22 protein-coding genes are annotated in these 19,911 nt (G+C 62.4%); 18 read left to right on the top strand and 4 right to left on the bottom strand.

Features of this window, described 5'->3' with window-relative positions; genetic code table 11:
* Positions 1-821, top strand: an 821-nt coding sequence (locus tag G365_RS0114940; protein WP_019646337.1) for a histone deacetylase family protein, incomplete at its 5' end; no start/stop codon positions are given.
* 27 nt (positions 822-848) lie between these two features.
* On the opposite strand, the gene G365_RS0114935 is transcribed toward G365_RS0114940, so the two are convergent.
* The 4 genes from G365_RS0114935 to G365_RS0114920 all read right to left on the bottom strand — a co-directional run bounded on the left by G365_RS0114935 (position 849) and on the right by G365_RS0114920 (position 4,437).
* Complete coding sequence (locus G365_RS0114935; protein WP_019646336.1) at positions 849-2,477, bottom strand: SulP family inorganic anion transporter; 1,629 nt, start codon at positions 2,475-2,477, stop codon at positions 849-851.
* Between the two features lie 117 nt (positions 2,478-2,594).
* Complete coding sequence (locus G365_RS0114930) at positions 2,595-3,500, bottom strand: DNA-3-methyladenine glycosylase family protein (RefSeq protein WP_019646335.1); 906 nt, start codon at positions 3,498-3,500, stop codon at positions 2,595-2,597.
* Between the two features lie 46 nt (positions 3,501-3,546).
* Positions 3,547-4,047, bottom strand: a complete 501-nt coding sequence (locus tag G365_RS0114925) for a type III secretion system chaperone family protein (RefSeq protein WP_019646334.1) — start codon at positions 4,045-4,047, stop codon at positions 3,547-3,549.
* Between the two features lie 132 nt (positions 4,048-4,179).
* A complete protein-coding gene (locus G365_RS0114920) occupies positions 4,180-4,437 on the bottom strand; it encodes an accessory factor UbiK family protein (RefSeq protein WP_019646333.1) in 258 nt (85 codons plus the stop codon).
* A 255-nt stretch (positions 4,438-4,692) separates the two neighbouring features.
* Here G365_RS0114920 and rfaD point away from each other — a divergent pair, with 255 nt between their 5' ends.
* From rfaD to tnpB, 17 genes are all read left to right on the top strand, one after another.
* On the top strand, positions 4,693-5,679 hold the full coding sequence (gene rfaD, locus G365_RS0114915) for an ADP-glyceromanno-heptose 6-epimerase (protein ID WP_026345385.1): 987 nt from the start codon (positions 4,693-4,695) through the stop codon (positions 5,677-5,679).
* Positions 5,680-5,687: 8 nt separating this feature from the next.
* On the top strand, positions 5,688-6,524 hold the full coding sequence (gene lgt / locus G365_RS0114910) for a prolipoprotein diacylglyceryl transferase (protein WP_019646331.1): 837 nt from the start codon (positions 5,688-5,690) through the stop codon (positions 6,522-6,524).
* Complete coding sequence (locus tag G365_RS0114905) at positions 6,521-7,630, top strand: class I SAM-dependent methyltransferase (RefSeq protein WP_019646330.1); 1,110 nt, start codon at positions 6,521-6,523, stop codon at positions 7,628-7,630. Before lgt ends, G365_RS0114905 begins: the two co-directional genes overlap by 4 nt.
* Complete coding sequence (gene pgeF / locus G365_RS0114900) at positions 7,627-8,394, top strand: peptidoglycan editing factor PgeF (RefSeq protein ID WP_019646329.1); 768 nt, start codon at positions 7,627-7,629, stop codon at positions 8,392-8,394. Before G365_RS0114905 ends, pgeF begins: the two co-directional genes overlap by 4 nt.
* Before the next feature lie 19 nt (positions 8,395-8,413).
* Positions 8,414-9,280 (top strand): hypothetical protein, encoded by an 867-nt coding sequence (locus G365_RS0114895; protein WP_019646328.1) that lies wholly within the window; start codon positions 8,414-8,416, stop codon positions 9,278-9,280.
* A 297-nt stretch (positions 9,281-9,577) separates the two neighbouring features.
* Positions 9,578-10,510, top strand: coding sequence for a ribose-phosphate pyrophosphokinase (locus G365_RS0114890; RefSeq protein WP_019646327.1), 933 nt, complete (start codon positions 9,578-9,580; stop codon positions 10,508-10,510).
* Between the two features lie 124 nt (positions 10,511-10,634).
* The gene (locus G365_RS0114885) at positions 10,635-11,963 is read left to right on the top strand and encodes a sodium-dependent transporter (protein ID WP_019646326.1); all 1,329 of its coding nucleotides are present in this window, start codon (positions 10,635-10,637) and stop codon (positions 11,961-11,963) included.
* A 127-nt stretch (positions 11,964-12,090) separates the two neighbouring features.
* Positions 12,091-12,675: a 50S ribosomal protein L25/general stress protein Ctc gene (locus G365_RS0114880; RefSeq protein ID WP_019646325.1), complete on the top strand. Its 585-nt coding sequence runs from the start codon at positions 12,091-12,093 to the stop codon at positions 12,673-12,675.
* 47 nt (positions 12,676-12,722) lie between these two features.
* Positions 12,723-13,430 (top strand): aminoacyl-tRNA hydrolase, encoded by a 708-nt coding sequence (gene pth / locus G365_RS0114875; protein ID WP_019646324.1) that lies wholly within the window; start codon positions 12,723-12,725, stop codon positions 13,428-13,430.
* Positions 13,430-14,533, top strand: a complete 1,104-nt coding sequence (gene ychF / locus G365_RS0114870; protein ID WP_019646323.1) for a redox-regulated ATPase YchF — start codon at positions 13,430-13,432, stop codon at positions 14,531-14,533. The genes pth and ychF overlap by 1 nt, the downstream gene beginning before the upstream one ends.
* A 217-nt stretch (positions 14,534-14,750) precedes the next feature.
* Positions 14,751-15,929, top strand: a complete 1,179-nt coding sequence (locus G365_RS0114865) for a tyrosine-type recombinase/integrase (protein ID WP_019646322.1) — start codon at positions 14,751-14,753, stop codon at positions 15,927-15,929.
* Positions 15,926-16,735 carry a hypothetical protein gene (locus G365_RS0114860; protein WP_019646321.1) on the top strand — a complete coding sequence of 270 codons (810 nt, stop codon included), beginning with the start codon at positions 15,926-15,928 and terminating at the stop codon, positions 16,733-16,735. Before G365_RS0114865 ends, G365_RS0114860 begins: the two co-directional genes overlap by 4 nt.
* Positions 16,736-16,876: 141 nt before the next feature.
* Positions 16,877-17,098 (top strand): helix-turn-helix transcriptional regulator, encoded by a 222-nt coding sequence (locus G365_RS24570; RefSeq protein ID WP_019646320.1) that lies wholly within the window; start codon positions 16,877-16,879, stop codon positions 17,096-17,098.
* Positions 17,095-17,997: a hypothetical protein gene (locus G365_RS0114850; RefSeq protein WP_019646319.1), complete on the top strand. Its 903-nt coding sequence runs from the start codon at positions 17,095-17,097 to the stop codon at positions 17,995-17,997. Before G365_RS24570 ends, G365_RS0114850 begins: the two co-directional genes overlap by 4 nt.
* Positions 17,994-19,055 carry a site-specific integrase gene (locus G365_RS0114845; protein ID WP_019646318.1) on the top strand — a complete coding sequence of 354 codons (1,062 nt, stop codon included), beginning with the start codon at positions 17,994-17,996 and terminating at the stop codon, positions 19,053-19,055. Before G365_RS0114850 ends, G365_RS0114845 begins: the two co-directional genes overlap by 4 nt.
* 54 nt (positions 19,056-19,109) lie before the next feature.
* Entirely contained in the window at positions 19,110-19,538 is a 429-nt protein-coding gene (gene tnpA, locus G365_RS0114840; protein ID WP_211217693.1) for an IS66-like element accessory protein TnpA, read from the top strand.
* Positions 19,535-19,873: an IS66 family insertion sequence element accessory protein TnpB gene (gene tnpB / locus G365_RS0114835; RefSeq protein WP_019646316.1), complete on the top strand. Its 339-nt coding sequence runs from the start codon at positions 19,535-19,537 to the stop codon at positions 19,871-19,873. The genes tnpA and tnpB overlap by 4 nt, the downstream gene beginning before the upstream one ends.
* Positions 19,874-19,911: the final 38 nt, after the last annotated feature.

Below are 19,911 nucleotides of genomic sequence, written 5' to 3'. Positions count from 1 at the left end.
GCACCGCTTTTGACCAGTGGAAGGCAATTGGCAAAGACGGCTTCATGCTGCCCAGCGGCTTTGCCGCCCGTTCGATGCGGCAGGATGTGATCCCGCCGGGTATCAACGGCAAGCTCGGCTATTACTGCTACGATGCCGGAACCCCGATTGTTGAAGGCACGTGGGATGCGGTGCTGGCGTCAGCCCATTGCGCCCTGACCGCAGCGGCACTGGTGGCCGATGGGGCGCACAGCGCCTATGCCCTGTGCCGCCCGCCGGGGCACCATGCCGGGGCCAGCACCTATGGCGGATACTGCTTCCTGAATAACGCCGCCATTGCCGCCCAGTCTCTGCGCGATCACGGCTCGGCGAAGGTGGTGGTGCTGGATGTGGACTATCACCACGGTAACGGCACGCAGGATATCTTCTGGACCCGTGATGACGTGATGACCGTGTCGGTCCACGGCTCGCCGGAAACCGAATATCCGTTCTTCCGGGGCTTTGCCGATGAGCGCGGAGCGGGCAGGGGCGAAGGCTTCTGCCACAACTTCCCGCTGCCGCGCGGGACCGGCTGGGAGGACTACAGCGCCACCCTCGACCGGGCGCTGGAGGTGATCCGCGCCTATGGCCCGGATTCGGTGGTGATTTCGCTGGGTGTCGATACCTACGAGAACGACCCGATCAGCGCCTTTAAGCTCGGTCAGCAGCATTATCCGCTGATCGGGGCAAAAATCGCCTCGCTTGGTCTGCCGACGGTCTTCGTGCAGGAAGGCGGCTACGCGGTTGCCGACATCGGCACCAATGTCGCCAACGTTCTGACCGGCTTTGAGCAGGCTTGTTAACCCCCCCCTGAAAAGAGCGGCAGCGGGTTACTCCGCTGCCGCTTTTTCCTTCACGATGGTCAGGGCCGACTCCAGCGTGGGCTGAATATTCTCCGCCCCCAGCAGGGTGTCGATCCCGGCACGGGCCAGTTTGCTCAGAACGGTCGGATTCGCACCGGTGATCATCACCCGGACGCCGCGCCGGTGCAGATCGGTGATCACCTCTTCCAGTGTTTCCAGTCCGGTCCCGTCGATAAACGGCACCCAGCGCAGGCGCAGGATCAGCACCTTGGGGTCGGTATGGGTCCCGGCCAGAGCCCGTTCGAAGGTTTCCACCGCCCCGAAGAACATCGGTCCGTCGAGCATGAAGACCAGCACGCCGGGCGGCAGATCCGGCGGCAGATCGTGCGCGGCGGCCTGACGGATTTCCACACTGCTCGACATCCGCCGCAGAAACTGCAGCATCGCCAGGATGACCCCGATGTTCACCGCCACCACCAGATCGGCAAAGACGGTCAGGGCCAGTGTGACCAGCAGAATGGCGATATCGGACCGGGGGGCATGCTGCACCAGTTTGACCACGTGGTGCAGTTCGCTCATATTCCATGCCACCACGAACAGAATCGCCGCCAGCACCGCCAGCGGGACATCGGCAGCCAGCGGGGCCAGCAGTAAAATCACCCCGATCAGGGTGATGGCATGGACGATTGACGACAGCGGGGTGGTCGCGCCGTTGCGGACGTTGGTGGCGGTACGGGCCAGGGCCCCGGTGGCGGCGAACCCGCCGAACAGCGGGGCCAGCACATTGGCAATCCCCTGTCCGACCAGCTCCTGATTGGGATTGTGACGGGTGCCGGCCATCCCGTCCGCCACCACGGCAGACAGCAGCGACTCGATCGCTCCCAGCATGGCGATGGTGAAGGCCGGGCCGATCAGTTCCACCACATGACTGAGCCGCAGGTCGGGGAGAGAGAAAGACGGCAGGGTTTGCGGGATTCCCCCGAACGCGGAGCCGATGGTCCGCACGCCCTCCGGGCCGGTCAGCTTATAGAGCAGTGTCCCCGCGATCAAAGCCAGAAGGGGGCCGGGAACGCGTCGGAAAGGCTTCAGGCGGGGGGCAAAGATCACCACCAGCAGCGAAAAGATCCCGATGGCGGTGGTGGCGAGATGCATCTGGGGCAGATTTTCCAGCAAAAACAGAAGTTTTTGATGAAAATGCCGTCCGTCGGGGGCAGGCAGGCCAAAAAAGTCCTGCCATTGACCGACCCAGATGATGATCGCGATACCGGCCGTGAAGCCGACGATCACCGGGGTCGGAATAAAGCGGATCAGCCCGCCCATCCGGGTCAGGCCCATGGCGATCAGCATCAGTCCGGCCATCAGGGTGGCCAGTTGCAGCCCGGCGATGCCATAGGTGGCGGTGACACCGGACAGGATGACGATAAAGGCCCCGGTCGGGCCGGTGACCTGCAACCGGCTGCCGCCGAACATCGCGGCGGCCAGCCCGGCGACAATCGCCGTATACAGGCCTTGTTCCGGCTTGGCGCCGGAGGCAATGGCAAAAGCCATGGCAAGGGGCAGGGCCACCACGCCGACGATAACGCCGGCAATGATGTTGGGCAGCCAGTGCTGACGACCAAGCAACCCGGCCCGATACGCCTCAAACAGCGCAGGCATGATGGATCCAGTCGAAAAGGCGGGATTTCAGAAGGGGTTCGAAGATCATCGCGCTTTCAGGGCGGGATCGCAATCAGGATTGTTGTTTTTTCTATCAGGGTATAGGGGCGCTGCCGGTCACAGGGATCCGGCGTCAGAGGTCCATAGCAGCTGGGCGGCATAGGCCCGCCATGGGCGCCACCGTTCGGCCCGGGCCCGCAGGGTTGCCGGAGTCGGCCGGACTCCGTCTTCTTCCATTGCCCGCAGCAGCCCGATGTCTGCCGCCGGGAAGGCGTCGGCAAAACGGTGATAGCGCAGTGCCACATAATGGGCGGTCCACGGTCCGATGCCGGGCAGGGCGCACAGGCGGTCTGATGTTTCGTCCAGCGTGGCGGCCGGGGTCAGGCACGACGGATCTTCCGCCACCCGTGCCGCCAGCGCCTGCAGGGCAGAAATCCGCCGCCCCGGCATGCCAAAGGCGGTCAGATCGGCGGCTGCAACCGCTGCCGGAGTGGGAAACAGCCGGGTCACCTGATCCGTCTTCAGCGCATCCGGCAGGGTGTCGCCGCAGCGTTCAACCAGACGTGCCCCCAGCGTGCGGGCGGCCCGCACCGTCACCTGCTGCCCCAGCATTGCCCGCATCATGGCTTCAAAGGGGTCCCACAGGCCGGGGATCCGCAGGCCGGGAAAGCGTTTTAACAGCGGGGCCAGCCGCAGGTCCTGTTCCAGAACACAGCGGATATGCCGGGGATCGGTTGCGGTATCGAACACCCGGCTGACCGAGCCCAGCACCGCGGTCCAGTCGCGCTCTGTCACCGGGGTCGTGTCCGCCGATGTCAGGCTGATCTGAAGGGCTGTGGTCTCAGCCGCCCAGCCCACCGTGATCACGGCAGGCGCACCGTCTGGCAGCCGCAGGCTGCGCTGCCAGACGCCGTTGTCCACGGTTTCAACGGCAGGCAGGGCCCGGAAGGCCAGATGGTCGATGATCTGCGGCCCGTCGTACGGGGGGATCACCGGGAGGCTGTGGTGAAAGGTCTGGGCCATCAGCAGTCTGGACCACGAAACGTTCAGAGTGCGCGGGGGCGCTGCGTCAGGCCTGCCCGACGGTGTCGAGCATAGCGGCCTCGATGGCTTCGGCGGCGGTTTTACCGCCCCAGATGATGAACTGGAAGGCCGGATAGAACCGTTCGGCTTCGGCCAGTGCCATGTCGATCACGCTGTTGAGCATGTCACGGCCAGCCGTCAGCTCGGTGATCAGCAGCGTGTGGCGGAACACCGGCAGGTTCTGTTCGGTCCACAGGGCAAAGTGCCCCATCCACAGCCGTTCGTTCAGCAGATTGATCAGCTCCAGCACCTGAGGGCGGCCCCGGTCGGGGACCCGCATATCCAGCGCGCAGGAAAAATGCAGTGCGCCCATGTCTTCCGCCCACGCGAAAAACAGGCCGTAATTGCACCAGTGACCGGGGACCTCAACGGCCAGTTCCATGTCGCTGACACGGTCGGACTGCCAATCCCTCCCCAGCGCCACCTCCTCGACCAGATCAAGGGGGTTGGCAGGCAGAATATCGGAGCCAATGACCACAGACGGCATACCCTCGGTCCTTCAGGTGTCTCCGGTGGCAGAGGAAGGGTCTGCCACCGGAAGGAGGGGGGACACCCCGCAGGCAGAGGCCGGACTGAAAACCGGCGCGGACTGCGGGGCGGAAAAAAGGGGGAAGCCCGGTCAGTCGGCGGTTTTTTCGGCACCGTTTTCCAGCGTGGCCAGCCGGGCGGCCAGCCGCTCGTTTTCGGCGCGGGCTTCGGCGGCCATGGCCTTCACGGCTTCGAATTCCTCGCGGGAGACCAGATCCATGTCGGCCAGCAGGCTCTCCAGACGGCCACGCACCAGCAGTTCAATCTCCTCCCGCACCCCGGACAGTGCCCCCAGCGCCCCTCCGGCAACGCGGGCAAGGTCATCAAACAGACGGCTTTGGGTTTGCATAGGACGGACTCCGCTCTCAGAGTAGGGTGAGGTGGTCTCTATGTAAGGCCTGCCGACGCAGAACGCAAAAAGAACAGACCGGCCACCGTAAAGTGCGGCGCATTATGGCGTCAGCGCCGCTCTGCCGCAAGGCAGGACGCAGCGGCCTTGCCGGTGTGCCTTCAAGTTACTATACATCTGGGGTGTTTACTCCTTCCCCGCCCGGACGCCGGGTTGCCGCAGGCAGCGGGAAGCGCAGCGATGGGAGCGCGGGTCATGTATGTCGTGACAGGTGGTGCCGGGTTCATCGGCTCTAACATTCTGGCCGCCCTCGAGGCCCGTGGGGCCGAGGATCTGGTGGTGGTTGACCGCCTGCGGGACGGTGAGAAGTGGCGCAATATCGCCAAGCGCGAAATCGTCGATATCGTTCACCCGGAACACATTTTCGGCTTTCTTGATCTGCACAAGAAAAAGCTGAAGGCGATCATTCACATGGGGGCGATTTCCGCCACCACGGAACGGGACGCCGATAAGATCGTCACCAACAACTTTGATCTGTCGATCGCGCTGTACCGCTGGTGTGCCCTGCATGACGTGCGCTTTATTTATGCCTCGTCGGCAGCAACCTACGGTGACGGAACCGTCGGCTTTGACGATGACGGCTCGGTGGACCATCTGGCCCGTCTGCGCCCCCTGAACGCCTATGGCTGGTCGAAGCATCTGTTTGACCGCCGGGTTGCCCGCCGCATCCTGCAGGGCAACCCAGTGCCGCCGCAGTGGGCCGGTCTGAAGTTTTTCAACGTTTACGGCCCGAACGAATACCATAAAGGCGGCCAGTCCTCGGTGGTGTCTCAGGTTTTCCCGCACGCGCGGGAAAATACCCACTTCAACCTGTTCCGCTCGCACAATCCCGGCTATGGCGATGGCGGTCAGCTGCGCGATTTCATCTGGGTCGGTGACGTGGTCGATGTGGTGATGTGGCTGCTGGATAATCCGGGGGTCAGCGGCCTGTTCAACGTCGGTACCGGCAAGGCCCGCAGCTTTCTTGATCTGGCGTCGGCCGTCTACCGCAGCATGGGGAAAGAGCCGAACATCCGCTTCATTGATACCCCGGTGGCGATCCGCGACAAGTACCAGTACTTCACGGAGGCGCGGATGGACCGCCTGCGGGCTGCCGGATACCAGAAATCCTTCACCTCTCTGGAAGACGGGGTGCGGCAGTATGTGTCGGACTTCCTGAATACTTCCGACCCGTACCGCTGAGGCTGACGATGACCGAACCTCTTCAGTTTCCCGCCTTCGACCCGATCGCCCTGCAGATCGGGCCACTGGCCCTGCGCTGGTATGCCCTGGCCTATATCGCCGGGTTGGTCGGCGGCTGGCAGCTGATGAAGCGGCTGGCCCGGATCCTGACCGCTGACGGGCGGGTCCGGGTGTCCGGCGAGCAGGTTGACGACCTGCTGACCTGGGTCACGCTGGGTGTGATTCTCGGGGGGCGTCTGGGGTATGTTCTGTTTTACAAACCCTCGTTCTATTTCGCCAATCCGTCGGAAATCCTTCAGGTCTGGCAGGGGGGCATGGCCTTCCATGGCGGTCTGCTCGGGGTGATTCTGGCGATGGTGCTGTTTGCCCGCCGCCATAAGTTGCCGTTTCTGGCGCTGGGCGACATGGTCGCAACGGTGGTGCCGCTGGGGCTGCTGTTTGGGCGTCTGGCCAACTTCATCAACGGGGAGCTGTGGGGGCGTCCGTCGGATGTGGAATGGGCAATGGTCTTCCCGCATGGTGGGCCGCTGCCGCGCCACCCCAGCCAGCTGTATGAGGCTGCTCTGGAAGGGCTGGTGCTGCTGGTCGTGATGGTGGTGCTGTTCTACACCCGCCCGGTTCTGCGCAACCGTCATGGGGCGCTGGGCGGCATTTTCCTGATCGGTTACGGCGCAGCCCGCTTTACGGTGGAATTCTTCCGTGAGCCGGATTCGTTCCTTGGCCTGCTGTGGGCCGGGGCGTCGATGGGCCAGCTGCTGTCTCTGCCGATGATTGCCATCGGGGCGGGGCTGCTGGTCTGGGCGCTGCGTCAACCGGTCCCGTCCCTGCCCCGGCAGGCGGCATGACGGTTCTGTCCCCCGAGGCTTTGCAGGTCGATCTGCGCCGGATGATCGCAGAAACCGGGCCGCTGCCGCTGGCGACCGTCATGGCCGCAGCAGCGCGGACCTATTACGCACAGGGCCGTGCGTTCGGGGCGGACGGAGATTTCATCACCGCGCCGGAAATCAGTCAGGTCTTCGGTGAGCTGATCGGTCTGTGGCTGGCGGTGGTGTGGCAGCAGATGGGCCAGCCTGCCCCGCTGCGTCTGGTGGAATTCGGCCCCGGCCGGGGAGTGCTGATGGCCGACGCCCTGCGGGCGGCCGGTCGGGTTCCCGGTTTTCTGGCAAGTGTGGACCTGCATCTGATTGAGCAGAGCCGGAGCCTGCGCGATGAGCAGAAAACCCGCCTGACGGGGATCTCCGGTCTGTCTGGCTGTACGTGGCATGATGATCTGTCGACGGTGCCGGAAGGTCCGGCTCTGATGGTCGGGAATGAATTCATCGATGCCCTGCCGATTGAGCAGTACGTCCACGATGGTTCTGTCTGGCGGCAGCGGTGTGTTGACTGGTCGGAGGCGGAGCAGGCTTTCGGTTTTGTCCCCGGCGCGGAGGTTGATCCGGTACAGGTGGCGGCCCTTGGCCCGGCTTTCGCCGATCCGGCTCCCGGTCAGCTGGCGGAAGTGTGTCTGGCCGGACAACAGGTTGCCGCAGCTCTGGCGGCCCGTCTGGCGGCGCAGGGCGGTGCCGCTCTGCTGATCGATTATGGGTATGCTGACAGCGCGCCGGGGGATACCCTTCAGGCCTTGCGGCATCATCAGCCGGTCCCGGCGCTGCAGACGCCGGGGGCGGTGGATATCACGGCCCACGTTGATTTCGCCCGTCTGGCCACCGCAGCGGAAGCGGCCGGAGCCAAAGCGTGGGGGCCGATGACGCAGGGACGGTTTCTGGCGGCGCTGGGGGCGGAACAGCGGGCCCGGATTTTGATGCGTACGGCGACACCGCAGCAAGCGGTGCAGATTTCCAGCGGTGTTCACCGCTTGATTCACCCAATGAAAATGGGCACTTTGTTCAAGGTACTGGTGCTGGCCGATCCGGCGCTGCCTTGTCCTCCCGGATTCGAGGCTCTGGCATGATTACTGTCTCCGCACTGAATGCACTGGCGACTGTCCGCCACGGATTTTTCACCCGTAACGGCGGTGTGTCGGAGGGGATTTATGCCTCCCGCAACTGTGGTTTCGGTTCAGCCGATGACCCGGCCCATGTCCGCACCAACCGCGCCCGCTGTATGCTGGAGCTGGAGGTACCGCCCGAAAATCTGGTGACGGTCAACCAGAAGCACACCACGGATGTGGTGGTGGTCGATGGTCCGTTTGATCCTGACGCCATTCCGGTCGCTGATGCGATTATCACCACCCGGCCCCGGCTGGCGGTCGGCGTGCTGACTGCTGACTGTGCGCCGGTCCTGCTGGCTGACGGAACGGCCGGGGTGGTCGCTGCGGTCCACGCCGGATGGAAGGGTGCCCTGAACGGGGTGATCGACAACACTATCGCCAGAATGGAAGACCTAGGGGCCAAGCCCCGACGGATCGTCGCGGGAATCGGCCCCTGTATCGCCCAGCGGTCCTACGAGGTTGGGCCCGAGTTTCCGGCGCCGTTTCTGGCCGAGGAAGAAAACAACGTCCGCTTTTTCGCGCCGTCGCGGCGGGACGGCTATTTCATGTTTGACCTGCCCGGCTATGTCGCCCGGCGTCTGGCCCGCCTGAACATCGGCGAAGTGATGCCCACCCCCTGCGACACCTGCCGGGAAGAAAGCCGCTTTTTCAGTTATCGCCGCACCGTGCTGCGGGGCGAGACCGACTATGGCCGTATGCTGTCGGCCATCACGCTGGAACGTTGAACGCGGACCGGGGGCAGCGATGCGCTCGCTTCTGATGGTGGTGATGGCGGCGCTGTGGGTTTCTGCCTGCGGTGACATGCCCCGCCCCTTTGACCATACCGGTGATGCCTATGGCCTTGGGCGTTCCCCGCAGCTGACCCGTCTGGCAACGGCGGATTCGGTGACGGTGGTCCCGCCCGCTGACCTTCCGGATGCTGAGGCGCACGCCGTTGTCGCCGCCCTGATACAGGCTTTGCATCAGCAGGAAACCCCGGCCCGCCGGGGTGAGGGCAGCTTGGGGTACCGGCTGACCGCTGAACGGCAAGGGGCGACGCTGCTGTGGTCTTTGACGGAACCCGGGGGCAGCGTGATCGCCGTACAGGCACAGCCCTGGCCCTCGGCTGATGTTACCGCTGTTGTGGCGGCGCTGGTGCCGGTTCTGGATGCTGACCGCGAACGACCGCTGGAACAGCGGATGAAGGTCGGCGCCGGGACCGCTCCGCTGCGTGCCCCGGCAGAGATCCGCCCGGTCAGGGTGGTGGTCGAAGGGGGGGCGGTGTCGCAGCAGGCTGTGGTTCTGCGCCGGGCTATGGAAACAGCCCTGCGGCAAAGCCGTCTGGTCCTGACGCAGGATGCTGCGGTTCCTGCTGTTGAGGTCCGGGGGGCGCTGACGCTCGGGAACACCGTGAACGGAGGGGCGGAGCCGATGGTTCCGGTCGCGGTTGTCTGGGCGGTGGTGGATGGTGCGGGCAAGGAGATAGGCTCTGCCCGGCAGGAGAATCCGGTCCCGAAGCGGCTGGTGGACGGCAGTTTTCCGATGCTCGCCGTGGCGATCGCACAGGCCGGGGCGGGAGGGGTTGCCGACCTGCTGGACCGGGTGCCGGGTGTGGAGCGCCGCCGGGACTGACCCTGACGGCCCCCTCAGACGGTACGGGGATTACCGCGATAACGGTGTATGACTGTTTACAGAAGAAAACCGTGTTGATATTGTCCGCCCCGCCTGGACGGGGTTGGTTGTGCCTTCCCCGGTTTCCGGGCGTTTTTCCGTTTACTGTCTGCCGGGTCTGTCGGGATCTTCCCGCTGTCGGCGGCCTTCCCGTCCGGCCCGGTCCCGGCTTTGCCGTCCGGACCTCTGGATTCAACAGGTCTTCGTTCCGAGCCGAGGTCAGTGCGGTCTGACGGCTCGCAGCAGGAGTTTCGTCTTATGAAAGTTCTGGGCTGTAACGCCAACCGTCCGCTTGCGGAAGCGATTGCCGCGTACCTGCACCTCGACGTTACCAACGCCAGCATCCGCCGCTTTTCGGACATGGAAGTGTTCGTGGAAGTGCACGAGAATGTGCGCGGTGAGGATGTTTTCGTCATTCAGCCGACCTCGTATCCGGCCAATGACAACCTGATGGAACTGCTGGTGACCCTCGACGCCCTGCGCCGTGGTTCTGCCCGCCGCATCACTGCCGTGGTGCCGTATTTCGGGTATGCCCGTCAGGACCGTAAGACCGGCCCGCGTACCCCGATCACCGCCAAGCTGGTCGCCAACCTGATCACGCAGGCCGGTGCTAACCGTGTGGTGACGCTGGATCTGCACTCCGGTCAGATTCAGGGCTTCTTTGATATTCCGGTGGACAATCTGTTCGCCGCGCCGGTGTTCTCCAACGACATCCGCAACCGTTATGGCGATGAGCGCCTGATGATCGTGTCGCCGGACGTTGGCGGCGTGGTGCGTGCCCGCATCATCGCCAAGCGTCTGGATGCCGATCTGGCCATCATCGACAAGCGCCGCGAAAAGGCCGGTGTGTCAGAGGTGATGAACATCATCGGTGACGTCAAGAACCGCACCTGTATTCTGGTGGATGATATCGTCGACTCCGCCGGGACCCTGTGCAACGCTGCGGTCGCGCTGATGAATGCCGGTGCCAATTCGGTGTCTGCCTATGTGACCCACGGCGTTCTGTCCGGTGGTGCGGTTGCCCGTGTCACCAATTCCCCGCTGAAGGAGCTGGTGATCACCGACTCGATTCAGGCGACTGAAGCCGTGCGGATGGCCCCGAACATCCGTCAGTTCTCCATTGCCTCGCTGCTGGCGGAAGCCATCGCCCGCATTTCGGACGAACGGTCTGTGTCCAGCCTGTTTGACTGAGTGTTCACCGTTTATCGGTCTCAAACGGCGTCCCTCGGGACGCCGTTTTTGTTTGCGTCAACGCGATGGCTCCGGTAAACGCTCGCGCTTTCCGCTGCGTAAAGTAAAAAGAAAGGAGCGTCTCATGACGCGTGAACACTGGGGCTCCCGCCTCGGTTTCATTCTGGCTGCTGCCGGGTCAGCCGTCGGATTGGGGAATGTGTGGAAGTTTCCGTATCTGGTTGGCCAGAATGGCGGGGCAGCGTTTGTTGTCACCTATCTGGTGCTGGTGCTGACCATCGGGGCTACCGGCATGCTGGCGGAAATGGCCATTGGCCGGGCCGCACAGCGCAACCCTGTCGGGGCTTTTGCCGCATTGAAGGGCGGTTTCTGGCCGGTGACCGGGTATCTTGGGGTGATCTGCGGCTTCCTGATCCTTGGTTTCTACAGTGTGATCGGTGGCTGGACCATCGCCTACACGGTCAAGATGCTGGATGGCACCCTGACGGCTCCGGGGCTGGATTTCGCCGGGATCTTTTCCGGTTTCGTCGCTGATCCGCTGGAGCCGCTGCTGTATCACGCCGTCTTTATGGCACTGACCATTGGCGTGGTGCTGAAGGGTGTTGCCGCTGGGATTGAGCGTTGGAACAAGATTCTGATGCCGTCCCTGCTGGTGCTGCTGGTGGTGCTGATCCTGCGGGCCGTGACCCTGGACGGGGCAATGGCCGGAGTTGAGTTCTATCTGCGTCCCGATTTCTCAAAGATCAATGCTGATGTGGTGCTGGCGGCGCTGTCGCAGGCGTTTTTCTCCCTGTCGATCGGGATGGGGGCGATGATCACCTATGGCTCTTATCTGACGCGGGATCAGAACCTGCCGCGGTCCACCGTGATGGTGGTCGGGCTGGATACCGGGGTGGCGATTCTGGCCGGATTGATTGTCATGCCCGCGGTGTTCGCCTTCGGGGTGGCGCCCGGGGCCGGTCCCGGTCTGACCTTCATTACCCTGCCCGGTGTGTTTCAGCAGATGCCGGGTGGTATGCTGTTCGGGGCGGCGTTCTTTCTGCTGCTGCTGTTTGCGGCGTTGACGTCCTCGGTTTCGCTGCTGGAAGTGCCGGTTGCCTATCTGATTGATGAGCTGAAGGTATCGCGGCGGACCGCCGTGCTGGTGCTGGGGGGGATTGCGTTCCTGATTGGGATTCCCAGTTCGCTGTCGCTGGGGATCTGGGCTGAATTCAAGCTGTTCGGTCTGCCGTTCCTCGATCTGCTGGACTTTATCACCTCTAAGCTGATCATGCCGGTGGGGGGCCTGCTGATGTGCCTGTTTGCCGGTTGGGTGGTCTGGCCGGTGATGCGGCGTGAAGCGACCAATGACGGGACAGCCCGCTTCCTGCTGCTGCCGGTGTGGAACTGGCTGCTGAAGGTTGTGGCGCCTGCAGCGATTGCCTGGATCCTGATTCAGGGCCTGATTGGCTGAGAAAACCGGCGGGACGGTTGCAAAATCGTCCTGATCGGTGTAAAAGCCCGCGTTCCCGCCGTTGTGGCGGGACTGGCGTCAGCACCCCTGGAGGCTGGCGCCGGTTTGCTTTTCAGGAGTTAATCCTATGGTGCAAGTCGTTACCTTCAAGGTCGAAAAGCGCGAGAAGGCAGGTAAGGGGGCAGCCCGCGCCGTTCGTCGTCTGGGTCTGGTCCCGGGCGTCATTTACGGCGACAAGCAGGAGCCGGTGCTGGTCCAGATGGATCCGCGTCAGCTGATCGCTGCCCTGAACAAGCCGGGCTTCTATTCCCACCAGTATGATCTGGTCGTCGAAGGCGGGGAAACCCACCGCGTGATGGCTCAGGACGTTCAGTTCCACGTCGTCACCGACGCCCCGCTGCACGTTGACTTCCTGCGCGTCAACAAGGACCACGCTGTCCATGCCGAAGTGCAGGTTGAGTTCATCAACCAGAACGAATGCCCGGGCCTGAAGAAGGGTGGCACCCTGAACGTCGTCCGTCACTCGGTCGAAGTGATTGCCCGTCCGGATGACCTGCCGGAACAGATCACCGTCGATCTGGCCGGTCTGGACATCAACGCCTCCGTGCACATCTCCAACGTGAAGCTGCCGGAAGGCGTGCGTCCGGCCATTGCCGACCGCGACTTCACCATCGCCACCATTGCTGCCCCGGCTGGCGGCAAGAGCGAATAATCCAGTCCTGTTTTCAGGACCGGATTTCGGTAAAGGGAGAGACTTCGATGTGGCTTGTGGTGGGGCTTGGCAATCCGGGAACGGAGTACGCCGGAAACCGCCACAACATCGGGTTCATGGCGGTGGACGATCTCGTCCGCCGCCATTCCTTTTCCGGCTGGCGGGCCAAGTATTCCGGCGAACTGGCTGACGGCGAGATTGCCGGTCAGCGGGTTCTGGCCCTGAAGCCGATGACGTATATGAACCGCTCCGGCCAGTCTGTCGGCGAGGTGGCGCGGTTCTTCAAGATTGCGCCGGAAAACATCATCGTCCTGCATGATGAGCTGGAGCTGCCACCGGGCAAGCTGCGGACCAAGCAGGGCGGCGGACACGCCGGGCATAACGGCCTGCGTGATATTGATGCCCATGTCGGCAACAATTACTGGCGGGTGCGGCTGGGGATCGGCCGCCCGCACGATAAGGCGCTGGTCCACAAGTGGGTGCTGGGCGACTTCGGCAAGGCGGATGAGGTCTGGCTGGACCCGTTTCTGCAGGCGGTGTCGAAGAATATTGCCCTGCTGCTGAAGGGTGACCACGCCGGATTCCAGAATAAAGTGACGCTGGCCACCCAGCCGCCCAAGCCGAAGAAGGCCGACCCGGCCAGACCGGCAGACGGAATGGCGACCCCGGCAGGCGCACAGAAACCGGCGGCCTCGGCGCCGAATACCACCATGGCCGCGGCCTTTGCCGCCGCCAAACCGGAAGGGAAACTCTGATGGGCTTTAACTGCGGCATCGTCGGCCTGCCGAACGTCGGCAAGTCCACCCTGTTCAATGCGCTGACCTCGACGGCAGCGGCGCAGGCGGCCAATTTCCCCTTCTGCACCATCGAGCCGAACGTCGGCCGGGTGGTGGTGCCCGATTCGCGTCTGGATAAGCTGGCTGAAATTGCCAAGTCGCGCCAGATCATCCCGACCCAGCTGGAGTTCGTCGATATCGCCGGTCTGGTTCGCGGTGCCTCGAAAGGGGAAGGCCTTGGCAACCAGTTCCTCGCCAATATCCGTGAAACCGATGCCATCGTGCATGTGCTGCGCTGCTTCGAGGATGAGAACATCACCCACGTTGAAGGCAGTGTTGACCCGCTGCGCGATGCTGAGACCATCGAGACCGAGCTGATGCTCGCTGACCTTGAAAGCCTTGAAAAGCGTATCGTTCCGATCGCCAAAAAGGCCAAGTCCGGCGATAAGGAGGCCAAGGATCAGGTGGCGGTGATGGAGCCGGTGCTGGAACTGCTGCGCGACGGCAAGCCGGCCCGCCTGTTCAAGCCGGCCAATGTCGATGAGGCGAAGGTCTACCGCGTCCTGCAGTTGCTGACCTCCAAGCCGGTGCTGTATGTCTGCAACGTCGAGGAAAGCTCTGCAGCCACCGGCAACAGCTTCTCGGCCAAGGTTGCTGAAAAGGCTGCCGCTGAAGGGGCGGCGATGGTGGTGATTTCCGCCGCCATCGAGTCGGAAGTGGCCCAGCTGGGCGACGAAGAGGAAAAGCAGGTGTTTCTGTCAGATCTCGGCCTGACGGAAACCGGTCTGTCACGGATCATCCGTGCGGGTCATGATCTGCTGGGGCTGCAGACGTTTTTCACCATCGGCCCGAAGGAAGCACGGGCGTGGACCGTGCGCAAAGGAGCCAAGGCCCCGGAAGCTGCCGGTGTGATCCACACTGATTTTGAACGCGGTTTCATTCGTGCTGAAACCATTGCCTGCGATGACTTCATCGCCTGTAACGGTGAAGCCGGTGCTAAGGAAGCCGGGAAGATGCGGTCTGAAGGCAAGGAATACGTGGTGCAGGACGGCGACGTCTTCCACTTCCTGTTCAACGTCTGAGTAGCCAAGCCGTTTTCCTGATGTTTCATGAAACATCAGGAAGTCATGAAAATCCTAATAAAACCGCGCAGTTGCGCGGTTTTATTGTTTCATGATGCTGCTTCGCGTTTCCCGAGCAGCCAAAGCATGGCTGAGTACGACAGTGAGTACAGATCTTGGAGGACGTGCGGATAAGTGAGTATAGTAACGCTGTCGCCATGACAAGGAGTCAGCCACCATGCTTACCGACACGCACTGCCGCAACGCCAAGCCCAAGGAGAAGCTCTACCGCTTGAATGACCAGCGCGGGCTTTACCTCGAAGTCAAGCCCAACGGAGTCAAGGCTTGGCGATACCGCTTCACACTGGATGGCAAGGCCAGCATGTTTGCGCTTGGCGAATACCCTGCCGTTACGCTCTCTGAAGCCAGGGAACGCAGCGAGGCCGCACGCAAACTGGTCAAGCAAGGCATCAATCCCGCCCAGCAAAGGCAGCTCGACCGCATCCGGCAAGCCAGCGAAGCTAAGAACACCTTCGAGATCGTCGCCAAGGAGTGGCTGCAGACAAAGGACTGGGAAGATGTCACCAAGAACCGGCGTCTGGATATGCTGGAGCGCGTGGTGTTTCCGAGTATCGGCAGCATGCCGATTCGCGAAATAACGCCAGCCCATGTCCTGGAGATCCTGCAAAAAACAGCAAAGCGTGGCGCCCCCACGGTCGCCGCCGAGGCGCGGCGCACCATGTCCGCCGTATTCGAGTTTGCCGTCGCCACCCTGCGAGCCGACAGCGACCCGGTTTGGCCGGTACGCAAGGCGCTACCAGCAAACAAGACCCAGCACAAACCGGCGCTGAGTAAAGAGCAGATCGGCAAACTGCTGAGTGACTTCGCAAACCACCGCTGCAGCTTTCAGGTAAGTCATTGCATGCAACTGATGTGGTGGACCTTGGCGCGACCGAGCGAAGTGGCCGAGGCGGCTTGGGATGAGTTTGACCTTGAGAAGGCTGTTTGGCGTATCCCTGCGCAGCGCATGAAAGCGCGCAAGGAGCACCTCATGCCTCTACCACGTCAGGCAGTGGACATGCTCAAAGGACTGCATGCCATTACCGGCAACCGTAAGCACCTGTTTCCCGGCCGGGATGATCGCAACGCTCCCATGTCCGCCGCATCGCTTCGCCAGGCGCTCAAGGTTTTGGGGTGGAGCGGCGCCTATAGCCCACACGCCACGCGGACCACCGGCAGTACCCGCCTTAACGAGATGGGCTACCGTCCCGATGCCATCGAAGCGCAGCTTGCCCATGCTGACCAGAACAATGTGCGTCGTACCTACAACCACGCCACCTACTTCGATGAGCGTCGCGCCATGATGCAGGAATGGGCGGACAGATTGGACGAATGGAAAGAGCAAGCACAGGCATGACCACAAAGATCATGGCTCCAGATATTCCCAACTCCGATGCTGTCGCCGAGCTGCGCACCAGAGCAGAGGCAACCTGCGACCGATATGGCGTTCAGCGCCGCGAGCAATGTGTAAATGCTTTTCTGCGGCTGGCAGAAAGTTTTCGTTGGCGTACGATGCCGCCCCCTGAAATTGAAGAAGGCACACTTGAGCAACTAAAAAGACTCCGAGATGCGGCGTCCCGGTTAAGCAGGGCGCTTCGAAGCCTGGACGAAGAGTCGGCAGCGCTATTACCCGAATTTCTGAGGAAGGACCTGCCTACCCATAAGCTGTTCTGCGAGTCGCTACACTCCGTGAGCAGGCAACTATCAGCGTCCGGAGCAAGCAGAGAACATGAGGCCAAGGAGCTGATCGCGAAGCAATTTATCGTCACCTGCCAGCAATTCAGAATTCCGATCAAGTGGAGCAAGGAGTTCGAGTACCACTCGGTGAACAGCAAGAACGAGCCATCCGCCTATCTCCTCGGCGCCATCTATGCTGCAGGCGGCATGAAGGCCGATGCTGAAACCACGCCTGCTCATCGCGCCAATCACTATCTGGGGCGTTTCAGCAAAGGATTTACCGTCGCTATCGATGGAGTTGTAGTCCGGGTGCTGCTGAAGAAAACAGTGATAGAGCCCAATCTTTACATGTCCCAGATAATGAAAGCCGTCTCTGAGGGACGTGAGCCAACCCTGCCCACAAGCAGCATCCTTACGGCATCTTGCCAAGGATATGAGCTTGGATTGTCTCGGCCATTTTGTGAAACATTCGACTGGCACAGCTGAGGCCACTGCTCGACACCGGTTTGCATGCTGGGTGATTTCAGGCCCGAGAATAGGGAGTGCAGGTGACAACCGTGCTCCCTGACTTCATAACCAGATCTTTTGCATGATCCCTTCGTGTTTCAACACGTTAAGAGGAACAGCATGCAAATCATCAAGACGCAGGATGTCTGCACGAAGATCTCGGTCAGCCGGACAACCCTCTGGCGACTTTGCCAGACTGAAGATTTTCCAAAGCCAGTTCGGCTAGGCCCTGGCGGCCGTTCGATTGGCTTTTTTGCCCACGAGATCGACGCATGGCTTGAGACTCAGGCTGCGGAGCGTGAGCACGCCGGTTGTCTGGCTCGCAAGAGGGCGAAGTCATGAGCCGCATCCGCGTTGACGACTCCGCCGAATACTGGTGGTCTCTGCCTTGCAGCCTGTTACGCGACTCCCGGTTGAGCTATGAAGCCCGAGGCGTGGCTTGCCATTTGCTTTCGCTGGGCCGTAACTGGCAGTTGCGCGCTGTCGCACTGCCGCGCGTGCTGCACGATCAGTCGCGAGCGAAAGGCCACCTTGGGCGAGACCTTTGCCGCCGCATCCTGCGCGAGCTTGAAGATGCCGGCTACCTGGCACGGAGGAAATTCCAGGACGAGGAAGGGCTTTGGCGATGGGAGTCCGTGTTGACTCCCGTTTCACAAAAAGTGTCACAGACATCCATGGCCGGCTTGGCCGGCGACGGAGAAACCGTGGACGGCACATCCGTCGCCGGTCAGGGCGGTGATATAGGTGTAGGTGAATACAAGGAAGAAGTAGTAGTTAAAAATATAAAACCACTACTACAGACAGGGGCTGTGGATAACTCTCAGAAAATTGGCGAGGCTTCCGCGCCCTTGGACTTGTCGCACCCTTCTCTTCTGCCCTACCTGCGCGTCATCGCCGACGTAACCCGCCGCTTCGGCCCCTCGCTCTCAGCACAACAGATACAGCTTGTCGCCGACGAGCTGGCTGGCGTCCTGTCGGCAGCCGGTAGTGGCAAGCACGCGGGCATCCGCTCCGTGCGCTCATGGTTGCTGGCCGTGATGAATAGCGCTGTCGCGGGAGAATTCATCGCCGAGTTCGCACCGAATATCGCCCGCTGGCGAAAGAACCGACAGGAAGCGATGGAGGCAGCGCAGTCGCGCGCTCCTGTACAACAGTCAGAAGCCGAGCGTCAAAAGACAAAGGCTGAACGCGCAAAGGCCATCGCCGATTTGAAGGCGATGTTCCAGGGCCGGAAGCAATGATCGACGCGGATGAGATGGTTGCGCTGATCGAATCGTGCCGGCACGAGATGCAAGCCATGCTTCCGGCCGATGAATTTGCCAGCTTGACTAGCAAGACCAGGCAAGACTATCGCCAGCTCGGCCGAACGCTGTTGCAGCGTGCCCGCTACGCCGAAGGTGGGGTGGCCGAAGTCATGACGGCCACCCAGCGTCCGACAACCTTCTACAAACGCGTCGCAGCGCTTCGCTACTGCCTGTACGCCGATCTTGTCGAGCAGCTGAAAAGCCTGCGTTCCGCGCTCTCTGCTCGACCTATGGACAGGTTGCAAGTAATGGCCATCCAAGCCCAATTGCAACAACAGCGTACATTTCTGCGCGAGTTCGAGGTAGCCCGGCAAAGCGGCCCTACCGATGAGCGCCGCAAGCGTGCCAGCAAGCGGCAAGCCTTGCGCGGCCTCCCCGGCGACTGGCGCGAGCGACTGTATCAGCGCGCTGCGAAAGGCAAGTATGCCGATGCGATTTTGGTCGTCGCACTGACCGGCTGCCGCCCGGAAGAACTGCGGCGCGGCGTGCTCATTCGCTGGGTGAACAATCCGCGCAACGACATGGGCGAGATCAATTTCGAGATCGATGGCGCCAAGGTCAAGGCGCATCAAGGCCAGCCGCACCGCATGATCGCCTATGGAGCACACGATCCTCATCCATTGCTGGAGGCTCTGCGCATCCGTCTAGCGGGGCGGCGGGAATTGCTCGTTTGCATTGACAGCCCGGTCAACTTTACCGTCGAAGTCCGTCGGTTAGCACGTAGCCTCTGGCCGAAGCACAAGCACGCTATCACGGCTTACTGCCTGCGCCACCAATGGGCGGCCGACCTGAAACGGCACGCGGCTGCGGACTCAGTCAGCCAGGGGCTGGGACATGCCAGCGCCAAGACACGGCGACACTACGGGCAAGCCAATCAGGCCAGCAGTCGGCATGCCCTGCAACCCATCGTCATCGAGGCGGAGCGCCCTGTAAAGCCGACTACCGCTAAGGGGCCGCGTCATCGAGTAGCCTCAAGCACGGAATCCACGCCCTGAAGGTGAGCGTCCAGTCCGGCCATCTTGAAGACCGGCTAGGAGCATAGGAGCCTCGTGTCCACCTCAACTCTTGGTGGACACGTGAACACTACTCCCGATCAACAAGCCGGCGCTCGCCAGCGGCGCCGCAAGCACAGCGACGAGTTCAAGGCTGATGCCGTGGCCGCATGCATGCAGCCCGGCGTCTCGATAGCCGCCATAGCGATGGCCCGCGGCATCAACGCCAACCTCTTGCGCAGGTGGGTCCAAGAGGCGGAGATGAAGCCGGTGAGCGGTACCGGCCACAACGTCGCTGTTCGCGATGTCGCGCCCGTCGAACGCAAGCCATCGTTCGTCCCGGTGAGCCTGCCGCCCCCAGCCGTACCGGTCCCGCCTGCCGACATCCGCATCGAGCTGCACCGCGGCGCCACAGCAATCACCGTGACCTGGCCGGCAGGCGCGGCTGGCGAGTGTGCGGCCTGGATGCGCGAGCTGCTTCGATGATCCGCATCGACGCCATGTGGCTGGCCGCCGAGCCCATCGACATGCGAGCTGGTGCCGACCGGCTGCTGGCCCGCGTGGTGCAGGTGTTCGGCGCTGCGCAGGCTCACCATGGCTACCTGTTCGCCAACGCATCTGGCACGCGCATCAAGCTGCTGGTACACGACGGCTTCGGCGTTTGGTGCGCCGCTCGTCGCCTCAACACCGGCCGCTTCGTCTGGCCAGATGCGGCCAGCATGACGCCCTCGCTGGCACTGACGCCCGCGCAGTTCGACGCCCTGGTTCTGGGTCTGCCCTGGCAGCGGCTGCCCGAGCTGAGCCGCATCACGCGGGCATGAACGCTTGATGCACTTGCCAAGCCGTTGACAGTGCATCT

It is taken from the genome of Novispirillum itersonii subsp. itersonii ATCC 12639, assembly GCF_000381985.1.
Classification (GTDB): Bacteria; Pseudomonadota; Alphaproteobacteria; order Rhodospirillales; family Rhodospirillaceae; genus Novispirillum; species Novispirillum itersonii.
Note: the sequence above shows the minus strand (reverse complement) of the source record. Positions and strands in the feature narration are given on the sequence as shown.